The organism is Yoonia sediminilitoris (assembly GCF_003058085.1).
GTDB classification, from domain to species: Bacteria; Pseudomonadota; Alphaproteobacteria; order Rhodobacterales; family Rhodobacteraceae; genus Yoonia; species Yoonia sediminilitoris.
Genome location: NZ_QBUD01000015.1, coordinates 15,344 through 35,561 on the forward strand (window position 1 = coordinate 15,344; position 20,218 = coordinate 35,561).

Sequence of the window (20,218 nt, forward strand, 5' to 3'; positions counted from 1 at the left end):
GCTTCGGCCCTCACCCGAGGCATCAGCCAAAGGCGAAACGCCCATGACATAGGACCGGCGCACCGGGTTGCCCGAAACGCTGTGACTCAGGTTTTTCGCGAGACGCCATGATCGGTCGTCGGAATGGTGAAACAGAAGCGTGCGCCAGCCTCATATGTCGTATCCAGCCAGATGCGACCGCCGCCCTGCTCAACGATGGACTTGCAGATAGACAGCCCCAGGCCCATGCCATCACTTTTTGTCGTTTCAAACTGGGTGAACAGATTAAGCGAAGGATCAACGCCAGGGCCACTGTCTGCGACACAGACTTCAACAAAATTCCCTGCGACCTCGGCAGAGACCATGATTTTCTTCGTCTCGCTCTCACTGTTCGCGATCGCCTCGACAGCATTGCGCAGCAAATTGACAATGACCTGCGCGATCTGAACCCTGATTCCATAAACCTCGGGAAGCGCATCAAACGGGGCAACCTTGATCCTAACCCCGTTTTCTGTCGCTTCGGGGCGCACAAGGCTCAGCGATTGCTCGATCAGATCCCCAAGGTCCAGAGGTGACTTCCACTCTTCGCCCTTTCGCGCAAATCCGCGCAATGCCTTGATGATGTCTGCCGCGCGATGGGCCTGCTGATCCAGATCCTTAAGGATTTGCACAAGCTCGTCGTCAGGTTCTTCCCGTTCCGAAATCGTATGCAGCGCGGCGTCGGCGTCCTGCGTAATCGCGGTCAGCGGCTGGTTAAGCTCATGGGCCAGACCCGCCGCGATCTGCCCCAACAATTCGCCTCTCGCAATATGCGACAGGTCTCTGTTCAGCTTTCTGATCTGGGATTCGGCGGTAACGGTCTTGGTAATGTCATCAATCGTGGCAACCGCATGCAGCAGGTTGCCTGCACTGTCGCGGATCAGGATAGCATTGACCTTGATCCAGATATCCTGCCCGTCCTTGCGGGTACGACGCGCCTGAAACTCGGCCGCGTTGGTATAGCTGCCATCACCCGGCGCCAGTGGAAACCGGAGCCCTTCGTCACCCACGCCAAAGTCAGTCGCTTTCATCTGCATGATCTCATCCACGCTATAGCCGAACATGTCTGCAAATTCTTCATTCACCCGCAAAAAACGCCCATTTTCAGGATCAACCTGCACCATCCCACGCGATGACAATTCAAATGTCTGGCCGTATTCCAGCTCTGAGTTTTTTCGCTGTAATATCTCGGCGTTCAGCGCCTCGTTGGCGCGCTCAAGCTCTTTGTAGGTTTTCGGAGTCGGCGCGGAGGGGTCGATTTCGCCCTGTGAAATCAGGGCAGCGCGCACAGCAAAGGCCTGAACGGGCTTGTTGATGTAGTTCGCCAGAAACAGGCCCACAACACCGGTCACAAGTGCGATGGCCGCGGCCACCCATACATCCTGCCTGCGGCTTTCCAGAATAGCGCCGATAAAATCACTCTTCGGCGCATAGACCGCAATGGTCCAAGGCAGTTCGGCGCTGATAATCGGCATCAGGGTCGATACATAATCCGCACCATCATAGCTTAACTCGGCGTAGGTTTCGGCTGCGACAGAAACAAACTCAAGCTCGGACAGATGCCCAAAAGCCGCGCGCGCAATCGGGTCGCCGAATTCCTCGATCCCTGCGAACCGAAAGGTCCCGTCTGCATTGGCCGCCTTGAGCATCTCTGAGTCCGGGTGCGCAATAACATCGCCATTGCCATTCATGATCAGCGCGGTGCCGTTCTCCCCGATCTGGAGATTGGCAAGAAAGTCCGAAATGGCGCTGATTTCGATATCGACGCCAATGACGCCCTGCACTTCGCCATTTGGTTCAATGACAGGGGCTGCAATCGTGATGCCCGGCGTTTGTGCGCTGAAAAAGATGTAAGGATCGGTCCAGATCGTACCGCGTTCCGCCTGCGCTTTGATGTACCATGGGCGCGCTCTGGGGTCGTATGTGTCCTGCGGGTCCGGACGGCGCTCTACAATTCCAAAGTTTTCATTGCGCCATGTCAGTTCTGTTTCGCGCACGCCCCCATCGTGGGAAATGATCTTGCTGCGGAATGGCCCCGGCCCGTCGGTGCGCATCACATAGACAAAATTGCCATCCTGATCGCCATAAAAAACGCCGGCGAACTGCGGCGCAATTTGCAGCTGCTGGAACAAAAGCTGTTCAAGCAGCCGGGTGTTTTCGCTGGCCACAACACGGTTGCGGGCCAGACGGGCGGCCAGTTCGGCAGCCCCCCGTGCGGGGTCCAGAAACCCTTGGGAATGGGCGATTGTGTTGGTGCCGACGTCACTCAGCAAATTGCGCGCATGGTCCAGCAAGACACGCTCTGAGGTCAGATAAGACGATGACACAACGACGATAATCGCAACGAACTGAAGGCCAGCCAGACAAATCGCCAGAACAAGCCCCAAAGATGTCTTCATGCCGCTTTGCTCCCTCGAACCTGCACAGTGGCGCGGACAAGGCAGGCTCTGCTCTGGTCTGCCCTGCGGTTTTGCATCATTGATGTATCTTTGAGCGTCCAGATCAGGTCTATAGGCAAAACGACCTATGCCCCTGCATGAGTAAACCGGTCATTCGGCAGCTACCTGTACCACATCGGGGCGGCCAATCTCGGCCAGATCAGCGATGACACCGTCCAGAAGATGCACAAACGCATCAAAACCTGCGTGCGGCTCCAGCGTCTTTTCATTCATATAAAGTGCGCGGTCGATTTCCACCTGAATGGCGTGTTGGCCACGGGGGGGACGGCCGTAATGCTGGGTGATAAAGGCACCGGCAAAAGGCATATTGCGCGCAACGCGCAACCCGGCCTTGTCAAATGCCATCTCGACACGCTCAACCACACGGGCAGCGGCGGTGGCACCGAAACGGTCGCCCAAAACGATATCCGGGCGGGGTGATCCGGGCGGGGCCACGTTTTCAAGCGCTTCATGGGGCATGGAATGGCAATCGATCAATATCGCCTCGCCGAACTGGTTGTTGCTTTCATCCAGAAGCGTTTGCAGCTGGTCATGATACGGGCGCCAGTACCGGGCGATGCGCGTATGGGCTTCGACGAGGGACAGTTTGCCCCGATAAATATGACGGCCATTGGCGACCACACGGGGAATCACCCCAAGGCCGCTGGCAATACGGGGGTTATGCGCATGGCGGCGGACCCCTTCGATCAGGGCCGAATCAAGTTCGTCCGGGGCGCGGTTCAAATCCAGATAGGCGCGCGGCGCGCGGGCCGACAGCAGCGGCGCACCATGGTCCGGCGCACCAGCAAAAAGCTGATCGACATAGGCATCCTCTGACGACCGTATTTCATGCGCATTCAGGACCGCACTGTTCAGAAACGTCGCCGGATAGTCGCGCCCGCTATGCGGAGACGCGAAAACAACGCTTGTCGTGCGTTGCGCAGGCCGGACAAGATGATAGGCAGATTCGAACAAGCGGTGCTCCTTTCACCCATAGATAGCCCAATTCGGGAAAATACCAAAAGGCCTTGATCCCTCCCCCGACTCCTTTTATAGACCGCACGACTGACGTGGGCATGGCTCGCGTCCTATTTCGTTATAGGGCGGGCGGCACATCGGCAGACATGGATGATTAGCTCAGCGGTAGAGCACTTCGTTGACATCGAAGGGGTCACTGGTTCGATCCCAGTATCGTCCACCATGAATTCACCGGGCCAAGGCCCGCAATGCAACCTAAGGCGCAATCCGCGCGCCGCGACATGAAGGAACGGACCCATGAAGGTACGTAACTCCCTCCGCTCGCTCAAGCAGCGCCATCGCGATTGCCGCGTCGTGCGCCGTAAGGGCCGCGTCTATGTGATCAACAAGACGCAGCGTCGGTTCAAAGCCCGCCAAGGCTGAACCAAAGCAGCAAATTTGAAAAGGGTCGCGCCAGATGCTGGCGCGGCCCTTTTTCGTTTTGGAACAGATACGCTTGCGTAAGATGCGTTTTAACGCATCCACACTGTGCAAAATGCGATGTAGTTTTATGCCACACAGGCTAGCCAAAGCTGCACGAGAGGCCATAACATGCGGCGACGTCAGCCTCGCATATAAGGACCCACCGCATGACCCTGCGCCAATTTTCATCCAGTGCCATCACCTTGACGCTTCTTGGGCTGGCCTCCCCCGGTTTTGCGCAAGGTAATCTGTGTGGCGGGGCCGGCACGGGCGGCGTGTGGATTGGCGGGGATGCCGCATCGTCAGATATCAGCAATGCAGACAGCTATCTGGAACAGATGGCGCTTGTGCTGGGGGGCAACGAATATGTGGCGCTCTTCTCCGTTGGCACCGGCACCGAAGTCCGGGTCGAGGCGGCAGGGCGTGGCGCAGGCGATCCGGTCATTGACCTGCTGGACGAAAGCGGCGGCATCGTCCTGTCGGATGATGATTCCGGGGGCAATGGCGCCGCCAGAGCGGAAACCTTTCTCAACCCTGGTACCTACTGCATGAATCTGCGCAGCTACGAAGGGGGCCCGATGACCGCCTTTGTCCGGGTCAGCCGCACCGATCAGGAACCGCTGACAGAAGGCATCGGCGAAATTGAAAATGTCGACGCCAGCACGGGTTGCGCGGCAGCAGTCCCCTTGGGCGGTATCGACACCAGCGCCACAGCATCAATCGCAGACACGCCTTTCTGGAGCTTCTCACTGGATGCACCCACCCCCGTCAGCATCACAGCCACAAACGAAGCCGCCGACCCGGTCATGACACTCTACGATAGCAACAACAGCAGCCTCGCCGAAAACGACGACACCGACGGGTTGAACCCCCGCCTTGACATGACAGAGCCGCTGGCTGCGGGCACCTACTGCATCGGCTTGCAGGCGCTTGATGATGCAACCGCGCCGGTGACAGTGACTGTCACAACCTTTGATCCGGCGGCGGCCTTGCAACGGCTCTACGATTCGGGCGAGGCCTCTCCGCCGCTTGACGGCAGCCACCCTGTTACTGCCTTGGGGCTACTCGACACACGCGTCCGGCAGGATGTGCAGGCCAGCGGCACCGTCAGTTGGTTCACCATCGACGTTGACGACAACAGCCTGCTTCTGATCGAGGCGATTGGCGTCGGCGACGGTGATCCCTGGTTGACTGTTTATGATGATCTGGGCCGCCAGATCGCGCAAAATGATGACTACGGCGACAAACGCGACAGTCTTGTCGTGGTCAAGGCCGATCCGGGCACCTATGTCGTTGGCGTCAAACACTATGACGAAGCGACCGGCCTGATCCGTCTGGTGGCCGAGCGTTACGTGCGTGCAAAATAAGCAGCAGAGGACGGACCATTTCAGCAATGGTCCGTCCTCCTCACCAAGGGTCGGGTGTGCCACCCCTTCGCAACCTGTCCCCGGTCAGCACCTCGCTTCCGGCGGGCATTGAATGACACGCGCCCGGCTTTATTCAGCGGTTGCAACGATGGACCCGGCTTCGCGGTATTCCGCTGCGCCAAGCCGATGCCGGATCTGAATAGCCGCGATGACCTCTTCACCCGCGCTTCCGGTCACTAGTCCGATGTGATCCCCCCCGTTTAGTGCTTCACCACCCACGAACTGCCCGCCTTCGGTGCGGCCTCTCCAAAGTCCGTTCTCGAAATCTCCGGGTAGCAGCGTGATTGGCTCCGCCATCGTTCTACCCGTATTTGCGCGGCCTGTAATCTCGCCTTCGACCATGCCTGCTGCAAAATCCACGCGGATGGTGGCATCGCCCAACATATGACCAAAATCGACCGTCACACCGTCGTCGCGCGCATACTGGCCAACATAATCCCCGGTATATTGCACCCTACCAAGGCGCGCGTCGGGCAAAGTGGACTCTTCCAGACTTTCAAGCTGATGCGGAATAGTCTCCGCGCCCGATATCACCCAACCGGCACCAGACGGCGTTTTGCCGACGATAGCATATTGATCACCACCGCCGCTAACGAAAGACGAAAAGTTTGACGGGATCCCGGGGACGTTTGGAACCTCAGCAAAAAGCTCCAGCGTGTCGCCCGTGCTGACCTCTGTCAGGCGCAGGAAACGGGCATCGGTTTGTTCAAACAGGGCGACGCTGTTGAACCTGATCTGCTGCGCCGGATACTGGATCAGTGGCACCGGATTCTGGTCCAGTTGGGCGGGTGCCGTGGCCTCCTGCTGCCCGCCACCACATCCGCTGGCCGCCAAAATCATCAGGACTACAGCCGCATTGCGGCAAACTCTGATAAATTTCATACCTTTGCACCTGACCGGTCGAAGCACAGAAAACACCCCTGACCGGCGTCACCATAGACACATTCCGGCGTTCTGTCGAATGCGCTGGCAGTGATCGGACCAAACCTGCCCCGGCCAGATCCAGCCGGGTCAAAAGGGGCACAATTGCGATCACCGCAAGCTGTCGGCCAGCAAACGGGCCAAGGTTGGTTGATTCAGATATCCAGTCGCCGGAAGGTTGCGGTTGGTCTGATAGCGGGCAATCGCGCCGCGTGTGTCGCGGTCGATGCGGCCATCAACAGTGCCGGGCTCAAACCCCAGTTGTGCTAACCGCGTTTCGATCAGACGACCAAGGATGGGATTGATATTCAACTGCCGTTCAGCCTCGCGCGCCGCCGCATTGTCCTGCGCCGACGGTCTTTGCACCTGTTCTGTGGGGCGCTCTGGCGGGGCCAGCTTGTCCAGTTCCGATTTGGCCTCTTCCGCAAAGGTCCCGTTCGGATAGCGGTCAAGATAGGCGCGATACCCCGCCACATCGCCACGTGCGCCGGTTTCTTCCCAATAGGCGCGGTCCAGACGCAAAGCCTCCTGACGCGCGCGCTCGGCCTCTGCATCAATTTCAGCCTGACGGCGCGCGGCCTGTGCATCAATCCGGCTAATCTGTTCACGGGTCAGGAAGGATGTCTGCTCAAACCCGTTGCGTTGCTGCCAGTTGCGGACAGCCCCACGCGTGCCGGGGCCGAAAATCCCGTCAACGCCGCGTGTGTTATAGTCAAGCAGCGTCAGATTGCGCTGGATCGCACGGCGGTCACTGCGGTTCAGGTTCAGACTGTCCTCGATCAGTTCCGCCTGCCTGATCGGGTCACTCTCGATCGCATCAAGCCTGCGCCGTGCCTCTGCGGCATAGGGGCTTTGCGGGTAGTTCAGCACAAAATCACGATAGCTGTCAGCGCTGTTTGCCTCTTGCGCGTCATTCCAGAACCGCAATGTCGCATCCACTTCAGGGGCCGGCGCGGTCCCTTCTTGCGGCTGCAAGACAAGCGTGCGCGGCTGATAGCCCAACGCACTGACACGGCGGGTGTCACGCACATAAGCCATCACATCGCCACCAGGCCGGGCTGCACGTTCCAGCACATCGTCAACAGCATTTGGGGAGGTCACCACGACCGTGACGCCTTGGGGCACATCCAGATCGCCCAATCCTTCGCGCAGGACCGCGCCGATCTGATCATCATCCCCACTCTCGACACCAACCACAAGCAGCGCCTGACCGGGTGCCTGCCCCATGACGGCCATCAGCATATCCAGCGACACGACCGCATCGCCCATGCCAAAGACCGACGGACGGCGGGCATCAGCAGCCAGCAGCCAGGTCTGGTCCCCATTGGTGTAAAACCGCCCCGCGACACCAGCAATCAACCGATCGCCCGTCGCTGCATCAGCCGCAAAACGGTTCAACATCGGCAACATATCCGCACCATCACTGTTGATTGCGCTTTCAACTGCGTAACCTGCGCTGCGCAATGCATCTTCTGCATTCGCCAGATTGTCAGCCCCCGGCACGCGGCCAAGGTCACTGTAGCGTTCAATCCCCAACAACAGGGCCGTATCCTCGGCCAACGCAGGCGCGGCCATCATGGCCAAAACCGTTGCAAAAATTGTCTGGCGCATCGGGTTGCTCCTTGGTCGATTAGGTCTCGTAGGTGCGCAGGTCTTCGATCACCAGCCCGTCGCGGGGCAAAGACCCTGTTGCCACAACTTCGACCTGCCCTTTGAGTTTCAGCAGGTCCTGCACGGCAGCATTGGCGGCGTCCGGATCGATCGCGGCACCTTCCAGTCGTACGATCATCTTGTCGGCGTCGCCTTCGCGGTCCGCAATCACGCGGGCACGGTCCGCACCGGTTTTCGCAACCAATGCCGCGACCTGTTCAGGGCGCACGAACATGCCCTTGATCTTGGTGGTCTGGTCGGCGCGGCCCATCCACCCCTTGATGCGCATATTGGTGCGCCCGCAGGGGCTTTCGCCATGCATAACCGCGCTCATGTCACCGGTGGCAAAGCGGATCAGCGGATAGTCCGGGTTCAGCGAGGTAATCACCATTTCGCCCACTTCGCCGGGTTCAACAGGATCACCAGTGCCGGGGGTCACGATTTCGATGATGACACCCTCATCAACAATCATGCCTTCGCCCGGGATCGTTTCATAAGCCAGATGGCCAAGATCAGCCGTGGCGTAACATTGCATGCAGCTAATCCCCCGATCCGCATAATATTGGCGCAACTGCGGGAAAAGCGCGCCACCGGAAACGGCGGCCTTGGTGATGTTCAGGGTCACGCCCATTTCATCAGCCTTTTCCAGAATGACCTTCAGATAATCTGGGGTTCCGGCATAGGCGGTGGTGCCAATATCGGCAGCGGCCTGCACCTGTAGTTCGGTCTGTCCGGTACCAGCCGGCAGGATTTTCGCACCCACCGCGCGGGCCCCATTTTCAAACATCGTGCCCGCCGGGGTCAGATGATAGCCAAAGCAGTTCTGCACAATATCATCTGTACCAATCCCGCAGGCATGCAGGAAACGGCCAAACCGCCACCAGTCATGGCCTGACCCGCCCGGTTCGTAAATCGGGCCGGGGGACTGGAACACATGGGTCACGTTCGACACATACATGCCGCCAAAGGGGGGCTTTTCCTTTTGCCACTGGCCAAGGTCCGATTTGCGCAGGACCGGAAATTTTGTCAGATCGGCCATCGACGTAATGACAACGTCAGGCACCACGGTCCCTGCGGCCTCTCGCAAGGTGGCGAGGATGGCGCGCAAATGGTCCAGTTGATCCGCTTCGCGGATCGCCTGCGCACGTGTTTCCAAATCATCGTAATAAACGGTCATAACTGCCCCCAATGTGCAAGAAGGCTAACGCCCCGTGTTCATGTTATTCAATAGCGGGCTATGCCAGCCAGCGTTTGCGGCGGCGATAGCTGCGTACATCGCGAAATGATTTGCGCCCCTCGTCGGACATGCCCAGATAGAATTCCTTTACATCCGGATTTTCGCGCAACTCGGCAGCGGGACCCTCCATCACGACACGGCCGCTTTCCAGAATATAGCCCTGATGCGCAAAGCGCAGAGCGACGTTGGTGTTCTGTTCAGCCAGCAAAAAGGACACGCCTTCCTTTTCGTTCAGGTTCTTGACGATCGTAAAAATCTCTTCGACCAGTTGCGGAGCAAGGCCCATGGATGGCTCATCCAGCAGAATCGTTTCAGGCTTCGACATCAGGGCGCGACCAATGGCGCACATCTGCTGTTCACCGCCCGATGTATACCCCGCCTGACTTTTGCGGCGTTCCTTGAGACGGGGAAAATAGGCATAGACCTTTTCAAGGTCCGCACTGACCGCGCCACCACCATCACGGCGGGTGTAGGCGCCTGTCAGCAGATTTTCCTCAACGGTCAGATGTTCAAAGCAATGGCGACCTTCCATCACCTGAATGACACCCTTCTTGACCAATGCCTCTGGCGATTGATCCTGCACCCGCTCGCCACGGTAGCTGATCGACCCTTTGGTCACTTCGCCACGCTCCGAATGCAGCAGGTTCGAAATCGCCTTGAGCGTCGTTGTCTTTCCCGCGCCGTTGCCGCCCAGCAGGGCTGTAATACCGCCCTTGGGCACGGTCAGCGACACGCCTTTCAGCACAAGGATCACGTGATTGTAGATCACCTCGATATTGTTGACCTCAAGCAGAGTCTCGGTCTTGGCACTGTCCAGCATCGTGGTCCCTCTTGGCGTTGGCATCTTTTGGGTGTGCGGGCGGCCGCAAAGCCGCCCGCATATGTCAGATTACAGGCAACCCGGTGTGATGCCGCTTTCCGCTGCAAAAGCAGCCGAATCTTCGGCGATCAGCGGCGCGATAACAGAAGCATCAGGTGCGATGAAATCGGTCAACGGCTCCCAAACGCCATCGGCTGCATTCCACTGCTGGACAAGTCCCTGACCTGCGCCGCCGTGGTTCTGGCAGGAAACAGAGAACTCAGGCCCGATGCCTTCCATGCCCAATTCCGTCATGCGTGCGTTGGTGATTTCCAGAGCTTCCATACCGTCACGGACCATGGCTGGCGTGACAGCAGCGGTGCCGTGGATGTCCTGCGCCTTGGCGATGGCTTCGGCAGCAAGCATGGCGGCATACATGCCACGGACATAAAGCACCTTGCCGATGTTCGATCCGTCGCCAGCCGCGTTTCCGGCATCATGCACCAGTGTCTTGATCTCCTCCAGAACCGGATAGTCCTGCACACGGTTCATGTTGAGTGACTTATAGCCGTTGGCAGCCGCACCCGCAGGGGTCACGTCATGCTCTGCACCGGCCCACCAGTTGCCGATGAAATTTTCCATCGGAAAGTTGATGTTGGCGGCTTCTTGCACGGCGACCTGGTTCATCACGCCCCAGCCCCACATCAGGACATAGTCAGGACGCTCGCGGCGGATTTGCAGCCACTGCGATTTCTGCTCCTGACCGGGGTGGTCAACAGCCAGTTGCGACAGTTCAAACCCGTGCATGGATGACAGTTCTTCCAGCGTGCGGATCGGCTCCTTACCGTAGGCGGAATTGTGATAGACCAGCGCGATTTTCTTGCCGTTCAGATCACCGCCGTTTTCATCCAGCAGATAGTTGATCGCCACCGATGCGGCATCCCAGTAGTTCGCAGGATAGTTGAACACCCAGTTGAACACCTCGCCATTCGCAGCAGAGGTCCGGCCATATCCCATCGTGTGGATCGGAATCCCGTCAGCCGTCGCCTTGGGGATCAACTGATAGGTGATCCCGGTGGACAGCGGTTGATAGATCAATGCGCCCTCGCCCTTGGTGGATTCATAACATTCCACACCTTTTTCGGTGTTATAACCCGTCTCGCACTCGACGATTCGGATGGATTCGCCGCCGATGCCGCCATCACGGGCATTCAGCAGGTTCAGATAGTCCTGATAGCCATCCGAAAAGGGCGTACCCCCCGCGGCATAAGGGCCAGTGCGATAGCTCAGGTCCGGCATGACCAGTTCAGCCATCGCCGGGCCGGTCGCCAGTGCGCCGGCCAGCGCCATCGCAGCCAGTGTTTTCATCTTCATCAATTTTTCCTCCCAATTGATTGGTTTGATGGTCGGGGTTCGCCCCCGACGCGCTTGTTAATAAGGAAACGGCCAAAGCCGCAGTTTCTCTTTTGTGACACGCCAAAGCTGGGCCAACCCATGCGGTTCCTTGATCAAAAAGAACATGATCAGCGCGCCCACGATGACCAATTGCAGATGGGCAACCAGATCGGTCGGCCAATCCAGCCAGTCCACGCCAATCACTTTCAGCGCGACAGGCAAGACAACCAGAAAGGCCGCTCCGGCAAAACTGCCAAAGATACTGCCAAGACCTCCGATGATGATCATGAACAGCACCAGAAACGACTTCTGAATGCCAAAGGCCTCGCCCACTTCCACCGCACCAAGGTAGACGGCAAAGAACAAGGCGCCCGAAATCCCGATAAAGAATGACGAAACGGCAAAAGCCGTCAACTTCGCCTTCAGCGGGTTCACCCCGATGATTTCAGCCGCAATATCCATGTCACGGATCGCCATCCACGACCGGCCTATTGTACCCCGCGTCAGGTTACGGGCCAACAGGGCACAGACGGTCAGGAACACCAGACAGATCATATATTGCGCCCAGGGTGCCGTGTTCGGGCCCGTTACCGCCACACCCGCGACGAAACGCTCGGGCGCGTTGATCTGGCCTGAGGCCGAATAGTTGTAGAACCACGATACCTTGTTGAAGAGCCACACAAGGAAAAACTGCGCCGCCAGCGTAGCCACCGCCAGATAAAACCCCTTGATACGCAGGCTGGGCAACCCAAAGGCCGCGCCGACAGCCGCCGTAATCCCGCCTGCCAGAATGATATGAATCACGATGGACACATCAGGAAAGCCGGTCATCAGCTTGTAACAGGCATAGGCGCCCACGGCCATGAAACCACCCGTACCAAGGCTCACCTGCCCGCAATAACCCGTCAGGATATTCAACCCGATGGCGGCAATGGCATAAATCAGGAACGGGACAAAGATCGCATTGACCCAATAGTCATTGATCACAAACGGAATGACCAGAAAGGCAATCGCCAGCACCGCCCAATAGCGATAGCGGTCAAAGGCAATCGGAAAAGTCTGGCTGTCGGCCTCGTAAGAGGTCTTGAAATCGCCTGCTTCACGGTAAAACATCAGCGCATGCCCCCGGATTCTTGTGGCCAAAAATATCCCCGCCGGAGGCAACCCCCCCCGGCAAAACCGCCGCTCATATCAAACCCTCTCAATGATCCGCTCCCCGAATAGCCCCTGCGGACGAAACACCAGAAAGATCAGGGCCAGCATGTAGGCAAACCAGTTCTCGGTGGCGCCACCAAGGAAAGGCGCGCCGATCGTATACTCAAACAGCTTTTCACCCACGCCGATAATCAACCCACCAACGATGGCACCGGGGATCGACGTAAAGCCGCCCAGCATCAGCACCGGCAGGGCCTTCAACGCAATCAGCGACAGCGAAAACTGCACGCCCGATTTGGCGCCCCACATGACACCGGCCACAAGGGCAACCAGTCCGGCCAGCGACCAGACCAGCACCCAGATGAAATTGAGCGAAATGCCCACGCTCAACGCGGCCTGGTGGTCATCCGCCACAGCGCGCATCGCCCTGCCCTGCTTGGTATATTGGGCAAAACCGACAAGGCCGGCCACCAGCAGCAGCGCGACAACCGTCGCCACCATGTCAAGCTTGTCGATAAAGAAGCCATAGAAATCATCACCGCCAAGGCCGGCCGTCCATTCCTCAACCGCCATTGATCCGCCCTGCGGCAGGCCAAGTGCCAGGGTCTTGATGTCAGACCCCCACATCAGATCACCCACGCCTTCAAGGAAATAGGCAAGGCCAATGGTCGCCATAAACAGAATGATCGGCTCCTGACCAACCAGATGGCGAAACACGAAATACTGCACAGCCCATGCAAAGGCGATCATGATACATAAGGTCAGAAGGATCGCCAAAAGCGCCGGCACCTCCCAGCCGAAATGATGAATCTCGGTCCCAAAGACGGCGTTGATCAGATGCGAAAACGGCACCTGCCCTTCCATCACGCCCACAAGGGTCAATGCGGCAAACAGGGCCATGACGCCCTGGGCATAGTTGAAGATACCGGATGCCTTGAAAATCAGGACAAAGCCAAGCGCAACAAGGGCATAAAGGACACCCGCCATCAGGCCATTGATAATGACCTCGATGCCATAAAGAAAATCAGCGGACATAGATGCCTCCCCCATTCAAGATCAGGTTCTGCCTAGTCATGCGCCACCCCCAGATATGCATCGATTACCTCCTGATTGCCGCGCACCTCATCGGGGGTGCCATCGCCAATCTTGCGGCCATAATCCATGACAACCACACGGTCAGAGATATCCATCACAACGCCCATATCATGCTCGATCAGGGCAATGGTGGTGCCAAACTCATCATTCACATCCAGAATAAAGCGGCTCATGTCCTCTTTTTCCTCAACGTTCATGCCTGCCATCGGCTCATCCAGCAGCAACAGCTTGGGTTCGGCGGCCAAGGCACGGGCCAATTCGACACGCTTCTTCAAACCGTAGGGCAAGCGGCCAACGGGGGTTTTGCGGATCGCCTGAATCTCGAGGAAATCAATGATCCGTTCAACCACTTCGCGATTTTCGGTTTCTTCACGTTCCGCGCGACCCTTCCACAAGGCCTGCGCAAACATGCCGGTCTTCATGTGGGTCAGACGGCCGGTCATGACATTGTCCAGCACGGTCATACCTTCAAACAGGGCAATATTCTGGAAGGTCCGTGCAATACCCTGACGGGCAACCTGAAAAGGCTTCATCGGCGGACGCTTGGCACCACGAAACCACACCTCGCCGTCCTGGGGGTTATAAAATCCCGAAATGACATTCAGCATAGATGATTTGCCCGCGCCGTTCGGGCCGATAATGGCGCGGATTTCACCCTCGCGAATATCAAAAGAGATATTCTTGATCGCCTCGACACCGCCGAACCGCAAGGTAATCCCACGCATGTCCATCAAGACGTCACCGATGGTGCGGCCGTCCGGCGTTGTGTATGGCACAACTGTATCTTTCATCTCTGTCCCCTGAAAAAAGTCCGGGATGGTGGGCGGGGCGAGGCCGCAGGCGAGCGTCGTACCATCATTCCGCCGCAACCTGTTGATCTATGACAGGCGCATCGCGGATATCCAAAGTGGCTTTGATCTTGCCCTTGCGGCCGTCCTCGTAAGTGACTTCGGTCTCTGTATAAATCTCGGACAACCCGCCATAAAGCGCATCAACAAGATCCGAAAATTTCTCGGCAATCACAGCGCGGCGCACCTTGCGGGTCCGGGTCATTTCACCGTCATCGGCGTCCAGTTCCTTATGCAGGACCAGGAACCGGTGCACCTGACAGCCCGCCAGCATCGGGTCTGCGGCAACAGATGCATTCACTTCGGCAACATGCTGTTCAATGGTATTGAGAACCTGCGGATGCTGCGACAGTTCCTGATAGCTGGAATAGGCAATATTGTTGCGCTCGGCCCAGTTGCCCACAGCCGTCAGATCAATGTTGATAAAGGCCGTGCAATAATCACGACCAGCACCAAACACGACAGCCTCCAGAATGTTGGGATAGAATTTCAACTTGTTTTCAACGTACTTGGGCGCAAACAAGGCCCCAGTCGCCATTTTACCCACATCCTTGGCCCGGTCGATAATCCGCAGATGGCCGGTCTCTTCCTCGATAAATCCGGCATCGCCGGTGGCGACCCAGCCTTCGGTATCTTTGGTCGATGCGGTGCTTTCCGCATTCTTGTAATATTCGACAAAGACACCGGGCGAGCGGTAGAACACCTCGCCATTCTCGGCGATTTTCAACTCTACCCCGGGTGAGGGCACGCCAACAGTGTCCGAACGAACCTCACCATCAGGTTGCTGGGTGATAAACACAGTGGCCTCGGTCTGGCCATAAAGCTGTTTGAGGTTGATCCCCAGAGCACGATAGAAATCGAAAATCTCGGGGCCAATCGCTTCACCTGCGGTATAGCCCACGCGCACACGGCTCAGGCCAAGCGTGTTTTTCAGCGGGCCGATGACCAACAGATTGGCCAGAGCGTAATTGATGCGATCCCACGTGCTGACCGGCTTTCCATCAAGCAACGCAGGCCCAACGCGGCGGCCCACCGCCATGAAGTGATCAAACAGCCATTTCTTGAATCGGCCTGCGTCCTCCATCCGGATCATGACGTTGGTCAGTTGCATTTCAAAAACACGCGGCGGTGCGAAATAGTAGGTCGGGCCAATCTCGCGCAGATCGGTCTGCATCGTGTCGGCACTTTCGGGGCAATTCACGCAGAATCCCGTCCACATCGCCTGCCCGATGGAAAAGATGAAATCACCCACCCATGCCATCGGCAGATAGGCCAGCACCTCGTCGCCTGCACGCAGATCGTCAAACTCCGCCGAGTTGCGCGACGTCTCGATCACATTGCGATTGGACAGCACCACGCCCTTCGGGCGGCCCGTCGTGCCGCTTGTATACAGCATGACGCAGGTATCATCATAGCCGCGCGCGTCCGAACGGGCATTTACTTCGGCAATGTTGCCCGCAGCACGACCAGCCTTTTGCACATCGGCATAGCTGGTCATATGGGTATGGTCATATTTGCGCAGGCCACGCCCATCAAGATAGATGATATGCTCAAGCTGCGTCAGCCCCTCGCGGACATCTGTAATCTTGTCGACCTGCTCCTGGTCACCCGCGACCACGAATCGCGCGCCGCAATGATCCAGCGCATAGGCAATTTCTTCGGCAGCCGCATCGGCATATAGCGGCACAGGCACACACCCAATCCGCTGGGCCGCCACCATCGCCCAATAAAGTGCGGGTCGGTTACGCCCCGTAATTGCGATGTGGTCCCCGACATCTGCACCAAGCGTCAGCAGGCCACAGGCAAGCGCGTCAATCTGCTCGGCGGCTTCGGCCCATGTCCAGCTTTGCCAGATGCCGAATTCCTTCTCGCGATAGGCAGGCTTGCTGCCGTGCTGCGCCACGTTCCGGGCAAGCAACGCCGGAATAGAGCATGGCCCGCTCTGTGCGGATGGAGCCATAGGTTGATCCTCCCTGACTGGGTTGTTCCAGCGATGTGGCAGCCGCCTCCCCGCGACCGTCACTTAAGCTCATAGTGATCGGACACCCACACATCGTCAAATCATTTTTTGAACAAGCGTTCAGTTAACCCTAATTTAACCATAATCAGGGACACCGGAACCTGCTCTTCGCAAGGGTGAATTTTTTGGCCAAGCTTAATTGTGGTAGATTTATGCGTGTTTCGTCATCACCCGCGTGTGTTTTTCTGTTTGGCAGGGTGACAGTTCTTTGTGCGTGTTTCGCCTTGATCGGTGCCTGTGGTGGCGGCGCGGGCGGTTCAACCCTCGTCAACGCCCCGGCGTTGCAGGCAAAAGTCGAGAAATTACAGATAACCACACTCGGCCAAACCGGTTTTCTGACCCCCGATCTGGATGGCTACTTTGCTGACAGCCAGATCACCAGCGCCACTCAATTCAGCTTTGGCCCCAGCGTGCAAAGCGGGATTTCATACGCCTATGTCATGGGCCACGATAATGTTTCATTCCGCGCGTTTTCCGGAATTATCCCTGGCAGCAGCGTCGTAGACCAACCGAACCACGGCACAATCAACTACACCACCAGATATCTGCTCGACGCGATTGTGGGAATCGAAGTCGTTGGTAATGTGCTTCGATCTTACGGAAGTATCGGCAGCGACAATGATATTGTGCTGACCGCCGATTTTGACGCGGGCACTCTGACCGGGCAAAGCCTGAATGACCAGTTCGCGGTCAATGGCCAGCTTGCCCCATCGGGCAATGGGCTGACAGGCACAGTCAGCTGGCTTGGGATCGAAGGGGACCTGACCGGGCTTGTCGGCAGCGATCAGGTTATCGGTGCATTCCACGGATCATCCCCAGACACTGTCTATGTCGGCGGATTTCAGGGCAACGCGGATTAACTGCCAGCCAACCCGCAGCTATTCGGCGGCCACTGTCACGATCTTTTCGACCTTCACGGCGGCAAACTTGAACTCCGGAATTTTCCCGAAAGGGTCAATTGCCGGGTTGGTCAAGACGTTTGCAGCCGCTTCCACATAGGCAAAAGGCACAAAAACCATATCCGGCGCCACCGCGCGGTCTGCGCGCGCCATAATCTCGATACTGCCGCGGCGCGTCGTCAGGCGCACCATGTCCCCCGGTGCCACGTCAAGCGCACGCAAGGTTGACGGGTGCAGCGAACAGTTTGCTTCCGGCTCGACCGCATCAAGCACCTTGGACCGACGGGTCATCGACCCGGTGTGCCAATGTTCCAACTGACGGCCAGTAGTCATGATCATCGGGTAATCATCATTGGGCGCTTCATCCGGTGGGATAACGCTGGCAGGGGTAAAGCGCGCCCGGCCATTTTGGCGCGGGAAGCCGTCGCCAAAGACAATTGGCTGGCCGGGGTCCTCTGGCGACAATGACGGATAGGTCACCGCATTCTGCGCCTCCAGACGGTCCCAAGTGATATTGCTGAGCGATTTCATCAGCTTGGTCATTTCGCCGAACACATCGGAAGGATGGGTGTAAGTCCACGGCAGTCCAAGCCGCTTTGCCAGTTCGACGGTGATCCACCAGTCTTCTTTTGCATCGCCGGGTGGCGGGACGGCGGGGCGGCCCATCTGCACCTGTCGGTTGGTGTTGGTCACTGTGCCGGTCTTTTCGGCAAATGCGCTCGCTGGCAGAATCACATCGGCATAGTTCGCCGTCTCAGTGATAAAGATATCCTGCACGACCAGATGGCGCAGCTTTGCCAAGGCGTCGCGGGCGTGTTCAACATCGGGGTCGGACATGGCCGGGTTTTCGCCAAGGATATACATGCCCTGAATATCGCCCGCATGCACCGCATCCAGAATTTCAGTCACGGTCAGGCCCTTTTCAGGGTTCAACTCCCCCTGATCCCAGATCTCGTGAAAGGCGTTGCGCACACCCTCGTCACCGACAGGCTGATAGTCGGGCAAAAACATCGGGACGAGCCCCGCATCCGACGCGCCCTGCACATTATTTTGCCCGCGCAGTGGGTGCAGGCCCGTGCCGGGGCGACCAACCTGGCCCGTCATCAGCGCCAGACTAATCAGACAGCGCGAATTATCCGTGCCGTGAATATGCTGGGACACACCCATGCCCCAAAAGATCATCGCGGATTTGGCGCCAGCAAATGTGCGGGCGACTTCGCGCAATTCGGCAGCGGGAATGCCGCAAATGCCTTCCATCTTTTCGGGGGTGAAATCCGCAAGATGCGCCTTCTCCGCCTCCCAGTTTTCGGTATAGGCCGCGATATACTGCCGGTCGTACAGCTCTTCCTCGACAATCGTATGCATGATCGCATTCAGCATCGACACATCCGCGCCGGGTCGGAATTGCAGCATATGGGCCGCAAACCGTTTGAGCGCCTGACCGCGCGGGTCCATGACAATCAGTTTGCCACCGCGTTTCGTGAACTGCTTGAAATAGGTCGCGGCAACCGGATGGTTTTCAATCGGATTCGCCCCGATCACGATGGCGACATCGGCATTCTCGATCTCGTTGAATGTCGCCGTAACCGCACCGGACCCCACATTTTCGATCAGCGCCGAAACAGATGACGCATGACACAACCGCGTGCAGTGATCGACGTTGTTATGACCAAAGCCCTGACGGATCAGCTTTTGAAACAGGTACGCCTCTTCGTTGGTGCATTTGGCAGAGCCAAAGCCAGCCACACCTGCCCCGCCAATATCCTTCAGGCCAGAGGCCGCAGCATCAAGCGCCTCTTCCCAAGTCGCTTCGCGGAAATGGGTCTGCCAGTTGGCGGGATCGACATTCAACCCTTTGGCGGGCGCATCGTCACGGCGGATCAGCGGTTTTGTCAGCCGATGCTCATGATGGATATAGTCAAAGCCAAAACGCCCTTTGACGCACAAACGCCCCTGATTTGCCGGGCCGTTGATACCTTCGACAAACTTGACCTTGTTATCCTTGATCTTGAGAGACACCTGACAGCCGACGCCGCAAAACGGACAGACGCTTTCGACTTCGCTGTCGTAATCCTTTGTATCGCCCTGCTGGTTTTCGTCGGTGACAGTCGCGGGCAGTAGCGCGCCGGTCGGGCAAGCCTGCACACATTCGCCGCAAGCCACGCAAGAAGACATGCCCATCGGGTCATCCATATCGAACACCGGATAGGCCTGATGGCCCCGCCCGGCCATGCCGATCACATCGTTGACCTGCACTTCACGGCAGGCACGTACGCACAAACCACATTGGATGCAGGCATCAAGGTTCACCGACATCGCGACGTGGCTGTCATCAAGCAACGGAATATGGTCACTATCCATGGTTGGGAACCGGCTTTCGCTCACTTCCTGACTGGCGGCCATGTCCCACAGATGTGACGACCGGTCATGCGCCGCGGCCTGTTCGGGTTGATCGGCAACCAGAAGCTCCATCACCATCTTTCGCGCCTGTTTCTCGCGCGGCTGGTTGGTGGTGACGACCATGCCTTCGCTGGGTTCGCGGATGCACGAGGCGGCAAGCGTGCGTTCGCCTTCGATTGCAACCATACAGGCCCGGCAATTGCCGTCAGACCGGTAACCCGGTTGCGGCTTGTGGCACAAATGCGGGATCACAAGACCCCGCCCATTGGCCACGTCCCAGATCGACTCACCGGGCTGGGCGGTAACAGATTGACCATCAAGAGTGAACCGAACCAAGTCTGACATGGGGAAACCTCCGCAAATTTAGCGCCAACATAGCGTCGCTTCATTCTTGCGGAAGGGCTACCACGACTTAAGTCCCTTCATTTGCGCCACGCGGGATTTCCGATGGGCAACTCTTGCGTCCGATAAAAGAA

The 20,218-nt window shown here is 57.8% G+C and carries 15 protein-coding genes and 1 tRNA gene; 4 read left to right on the forward strand and 12 right to left on the reverse strand.

Annotated features, from left to right (window positions below):
* Positions 1 to 86: 86 nt before the first annotated feature.
* Together C8N45_RS19560 and C8N45_RS19565 are read right to left on the reverse strand one after the other, a co-directional pair.
* On the reverse strand, positions 87 to 2,417 hold the full coding sequence (locus tag C8N45_RS19560; RefSeq protein WP_108388127.1) for a sensor histidine kinase: 2,331 nt from the start codon (positions 2,415 to 2,417) through the stop codon (positions 87 to 89).
* A gap of 150 nt (positions 2,418 to 2,567) precedes the next feature.
* Positions 2,568 to 3,431: an N-formylglutamate amidohydrolase gene (locus tag C8N45_RS19565; RefSeq protein ID WP_108388129.1), complete on the reverse strand. Its 864-nt coding sequence runs from the start codon at positions 3,429 to 3,431 to the stop codon at positions 2,568 to 2,570.
* A gap of 151 nt (positions 3,432 to 3,582) precedes the next feature.
* On the opposite strand from C8N45_RS19565, the gene C8N45_RS19570 reads away from it, so the two are divergent.
* The 3 genes from C8N45_RS19570 (at position 3,583) to C8N45_RS19580 (ending at position 5,263) form a co-directional block, all read left to right on the forward strand.
* Positions 3,583 to 3,657, forward strand: a tRNA-Val gene (locus C8N45_RS19570).
* 74 nt (positions 3,658 to 3,731) lie between these two features.
* Complete coding sequence (ykgO, locus tag C8N45_RS19575) at positions 3,732 to 3,857, forward strand: type B 50S ribosomal protein L36 (RefSeq protein WP_010141322.1); 126 nt, start codon at positions 3,732 to 3,734, stop codon at positions 3,855 to 3,857.
* A gap of 206 nt (positions 3,858 to 4,063) precedes the next feature.
* Positions 4,064 to 5,263, forward strand: coding sequence for a PPC domain-containing protein (locus tag C8N45_RS19580; RefSeq protein ID WP_108388131.1), 1,200 nt, complete (start codon positions 4,064 to 4,066; stop codon positions 5,261 to 5,263).
* A gap of 129 nt (positions 5,264 to 5,392) precedes the next feature.
* Here the strand turns inward: C8N45_RS19580 and C8N45_RS19585 are convergent, their stop codons facing one another.
* From C8N45_RS19585 to C8N45_RS19625, 9 genes are all read right to left on the reverse strand, one after another.
* Positions 5,393 to 6,205, reverse strand: coding sequence for a hypothetical protein (locus C8N45_RS19585; protein ID WP_108388133.1), 813 nt, complete (start codon positions 6,203 to 6,205; stop codon positions 5,393 to 5,395).
* A gap of 150 nt (positions 6,206 to 6,355) precedes the next feature.
* A complete protein-coding gene (locus tag C8N45_RS19590) occupies positions 6,356 to 7,855 on the reverse strand; it encodes a peptidoglycan-binding domain-containing protein (RefSeq protein WP_108388135.1) in 1,500 nt (499 codons plus the stop codon).
* A gap of 19 nt (positions 7,856 to 7,874) precedes the next feature.
* Positions 7,875 to 9,071 carry a phenylacetate--CoA ligase family protein gene (locus C8N45_RS19595; protein ID WP_108388137.1) on the reverse strand — a complete coding sequence of 399 codons (1,197 nt, stop codon included), beginning with the start codon at positions 9,069 to 9,071 and terminating at the stop codon, positions 7,875 to 7,877.
* A 58-nt stretch (positions 9,072 to 9,129) separates the two neighbouring features.
* A complete protein-coding gene (locus C8N45_RS19600; RefSeq protein ID WP_108388139.1) occupies positions 9,130 to 9,951 on the reverse strand; it encodes an ABC transporter ATP-binding protein in 822 nt (273 codons plus the stop codon).
* Between the two features lie 69 nt (positions 9,952 to 10,020).
* Entirely contained in the window at positions 10,021 to 11,304 is a 1,284-nt protein-coding gene (locus C8N45_RS19605; protein WP_108388141.1) for an ABC transporter substrate-binding protein, read from the reverse strand.
* A gap of 57 nt (positions 11,305 to 11,361) precedes the next feature.
* A complete protein-coding gene (locus tag C8N45_RS19610; protein ID WP_108388143.1) occupies positions 11,362 to 12,438 on the reverse strand; it encodes a branched-chain amino acid ABC transporter permease in 1,077 nt (358 codons plus the stop codon).
* Between the two features lie 78 nt (positions 12,439 to 12,516).
* Entirely contained in the window at positions 12,517 to 13,515 is a 999-nt protein-coding gene (locus C8N45_RS19615) for a branched-chain amino acid ABC transporter permease (protein ID WP_108388146.1), read from the reverse strand.
* 32 nt (positions 13,516 to 13,547) lie between these two features.
* Positions 13,548 to 14,366, reverse strand: coding sequence for an ABC transporter ATP-binding protein (locus tag C8N45_RS19620; RefSeq protein ID WP_108388148.1), 819 nt, complete (start codon positions 14,364 to 14,366; stop codon positions 13,548 to 13,550).
* Between the two features lie 64 nt (positions 14,367 to 14,430).
* Positions 14,431 to 16,383, reverse strand: coding sequence for an AMP-binding protein (locus C8N45_RS19625; protein WP_108388150.1), 1,953 nt, complete (start codon positions 16,381 to 16,383; stop codon positions 14,431 to 14,433).
* 257 nt (positions 16,384 to 16,640) lie between these two features.
* Here C8N45_RS19625 and C8N45_RS19630 point away from each other — a divergent pair, with 257 nt between their 5' ends.
* Complete coding sequence (locus C8N45_RS19630; protein WP_133176019.1) at positions 16,641 to 17,303, forward strand: hypothetical protein; 663 nt, start codon at positions 16,641 to 16,643, stop codon at positions 17,301 to 17,303.
* An 18-nt stretch (positions 17,304 to 17,321) separates the two neighbouring features.
* Here the strand turns inward: C8N45_RS19630 and fdhF are convergent, their stop codons facing one another.
* Entirely contained in the window at positions 17,322 to 20,087 is a 2,766-nt protein-coding gene (gene fdhF, locus C8N45_RS19635; protein WP_108388154.1) for a formate dehydrogenase subunit alpha, read from the reverse strand.
* Between the last annotated feature and the right edge of the window lie 131 nt (positions 20,088 to 20,218).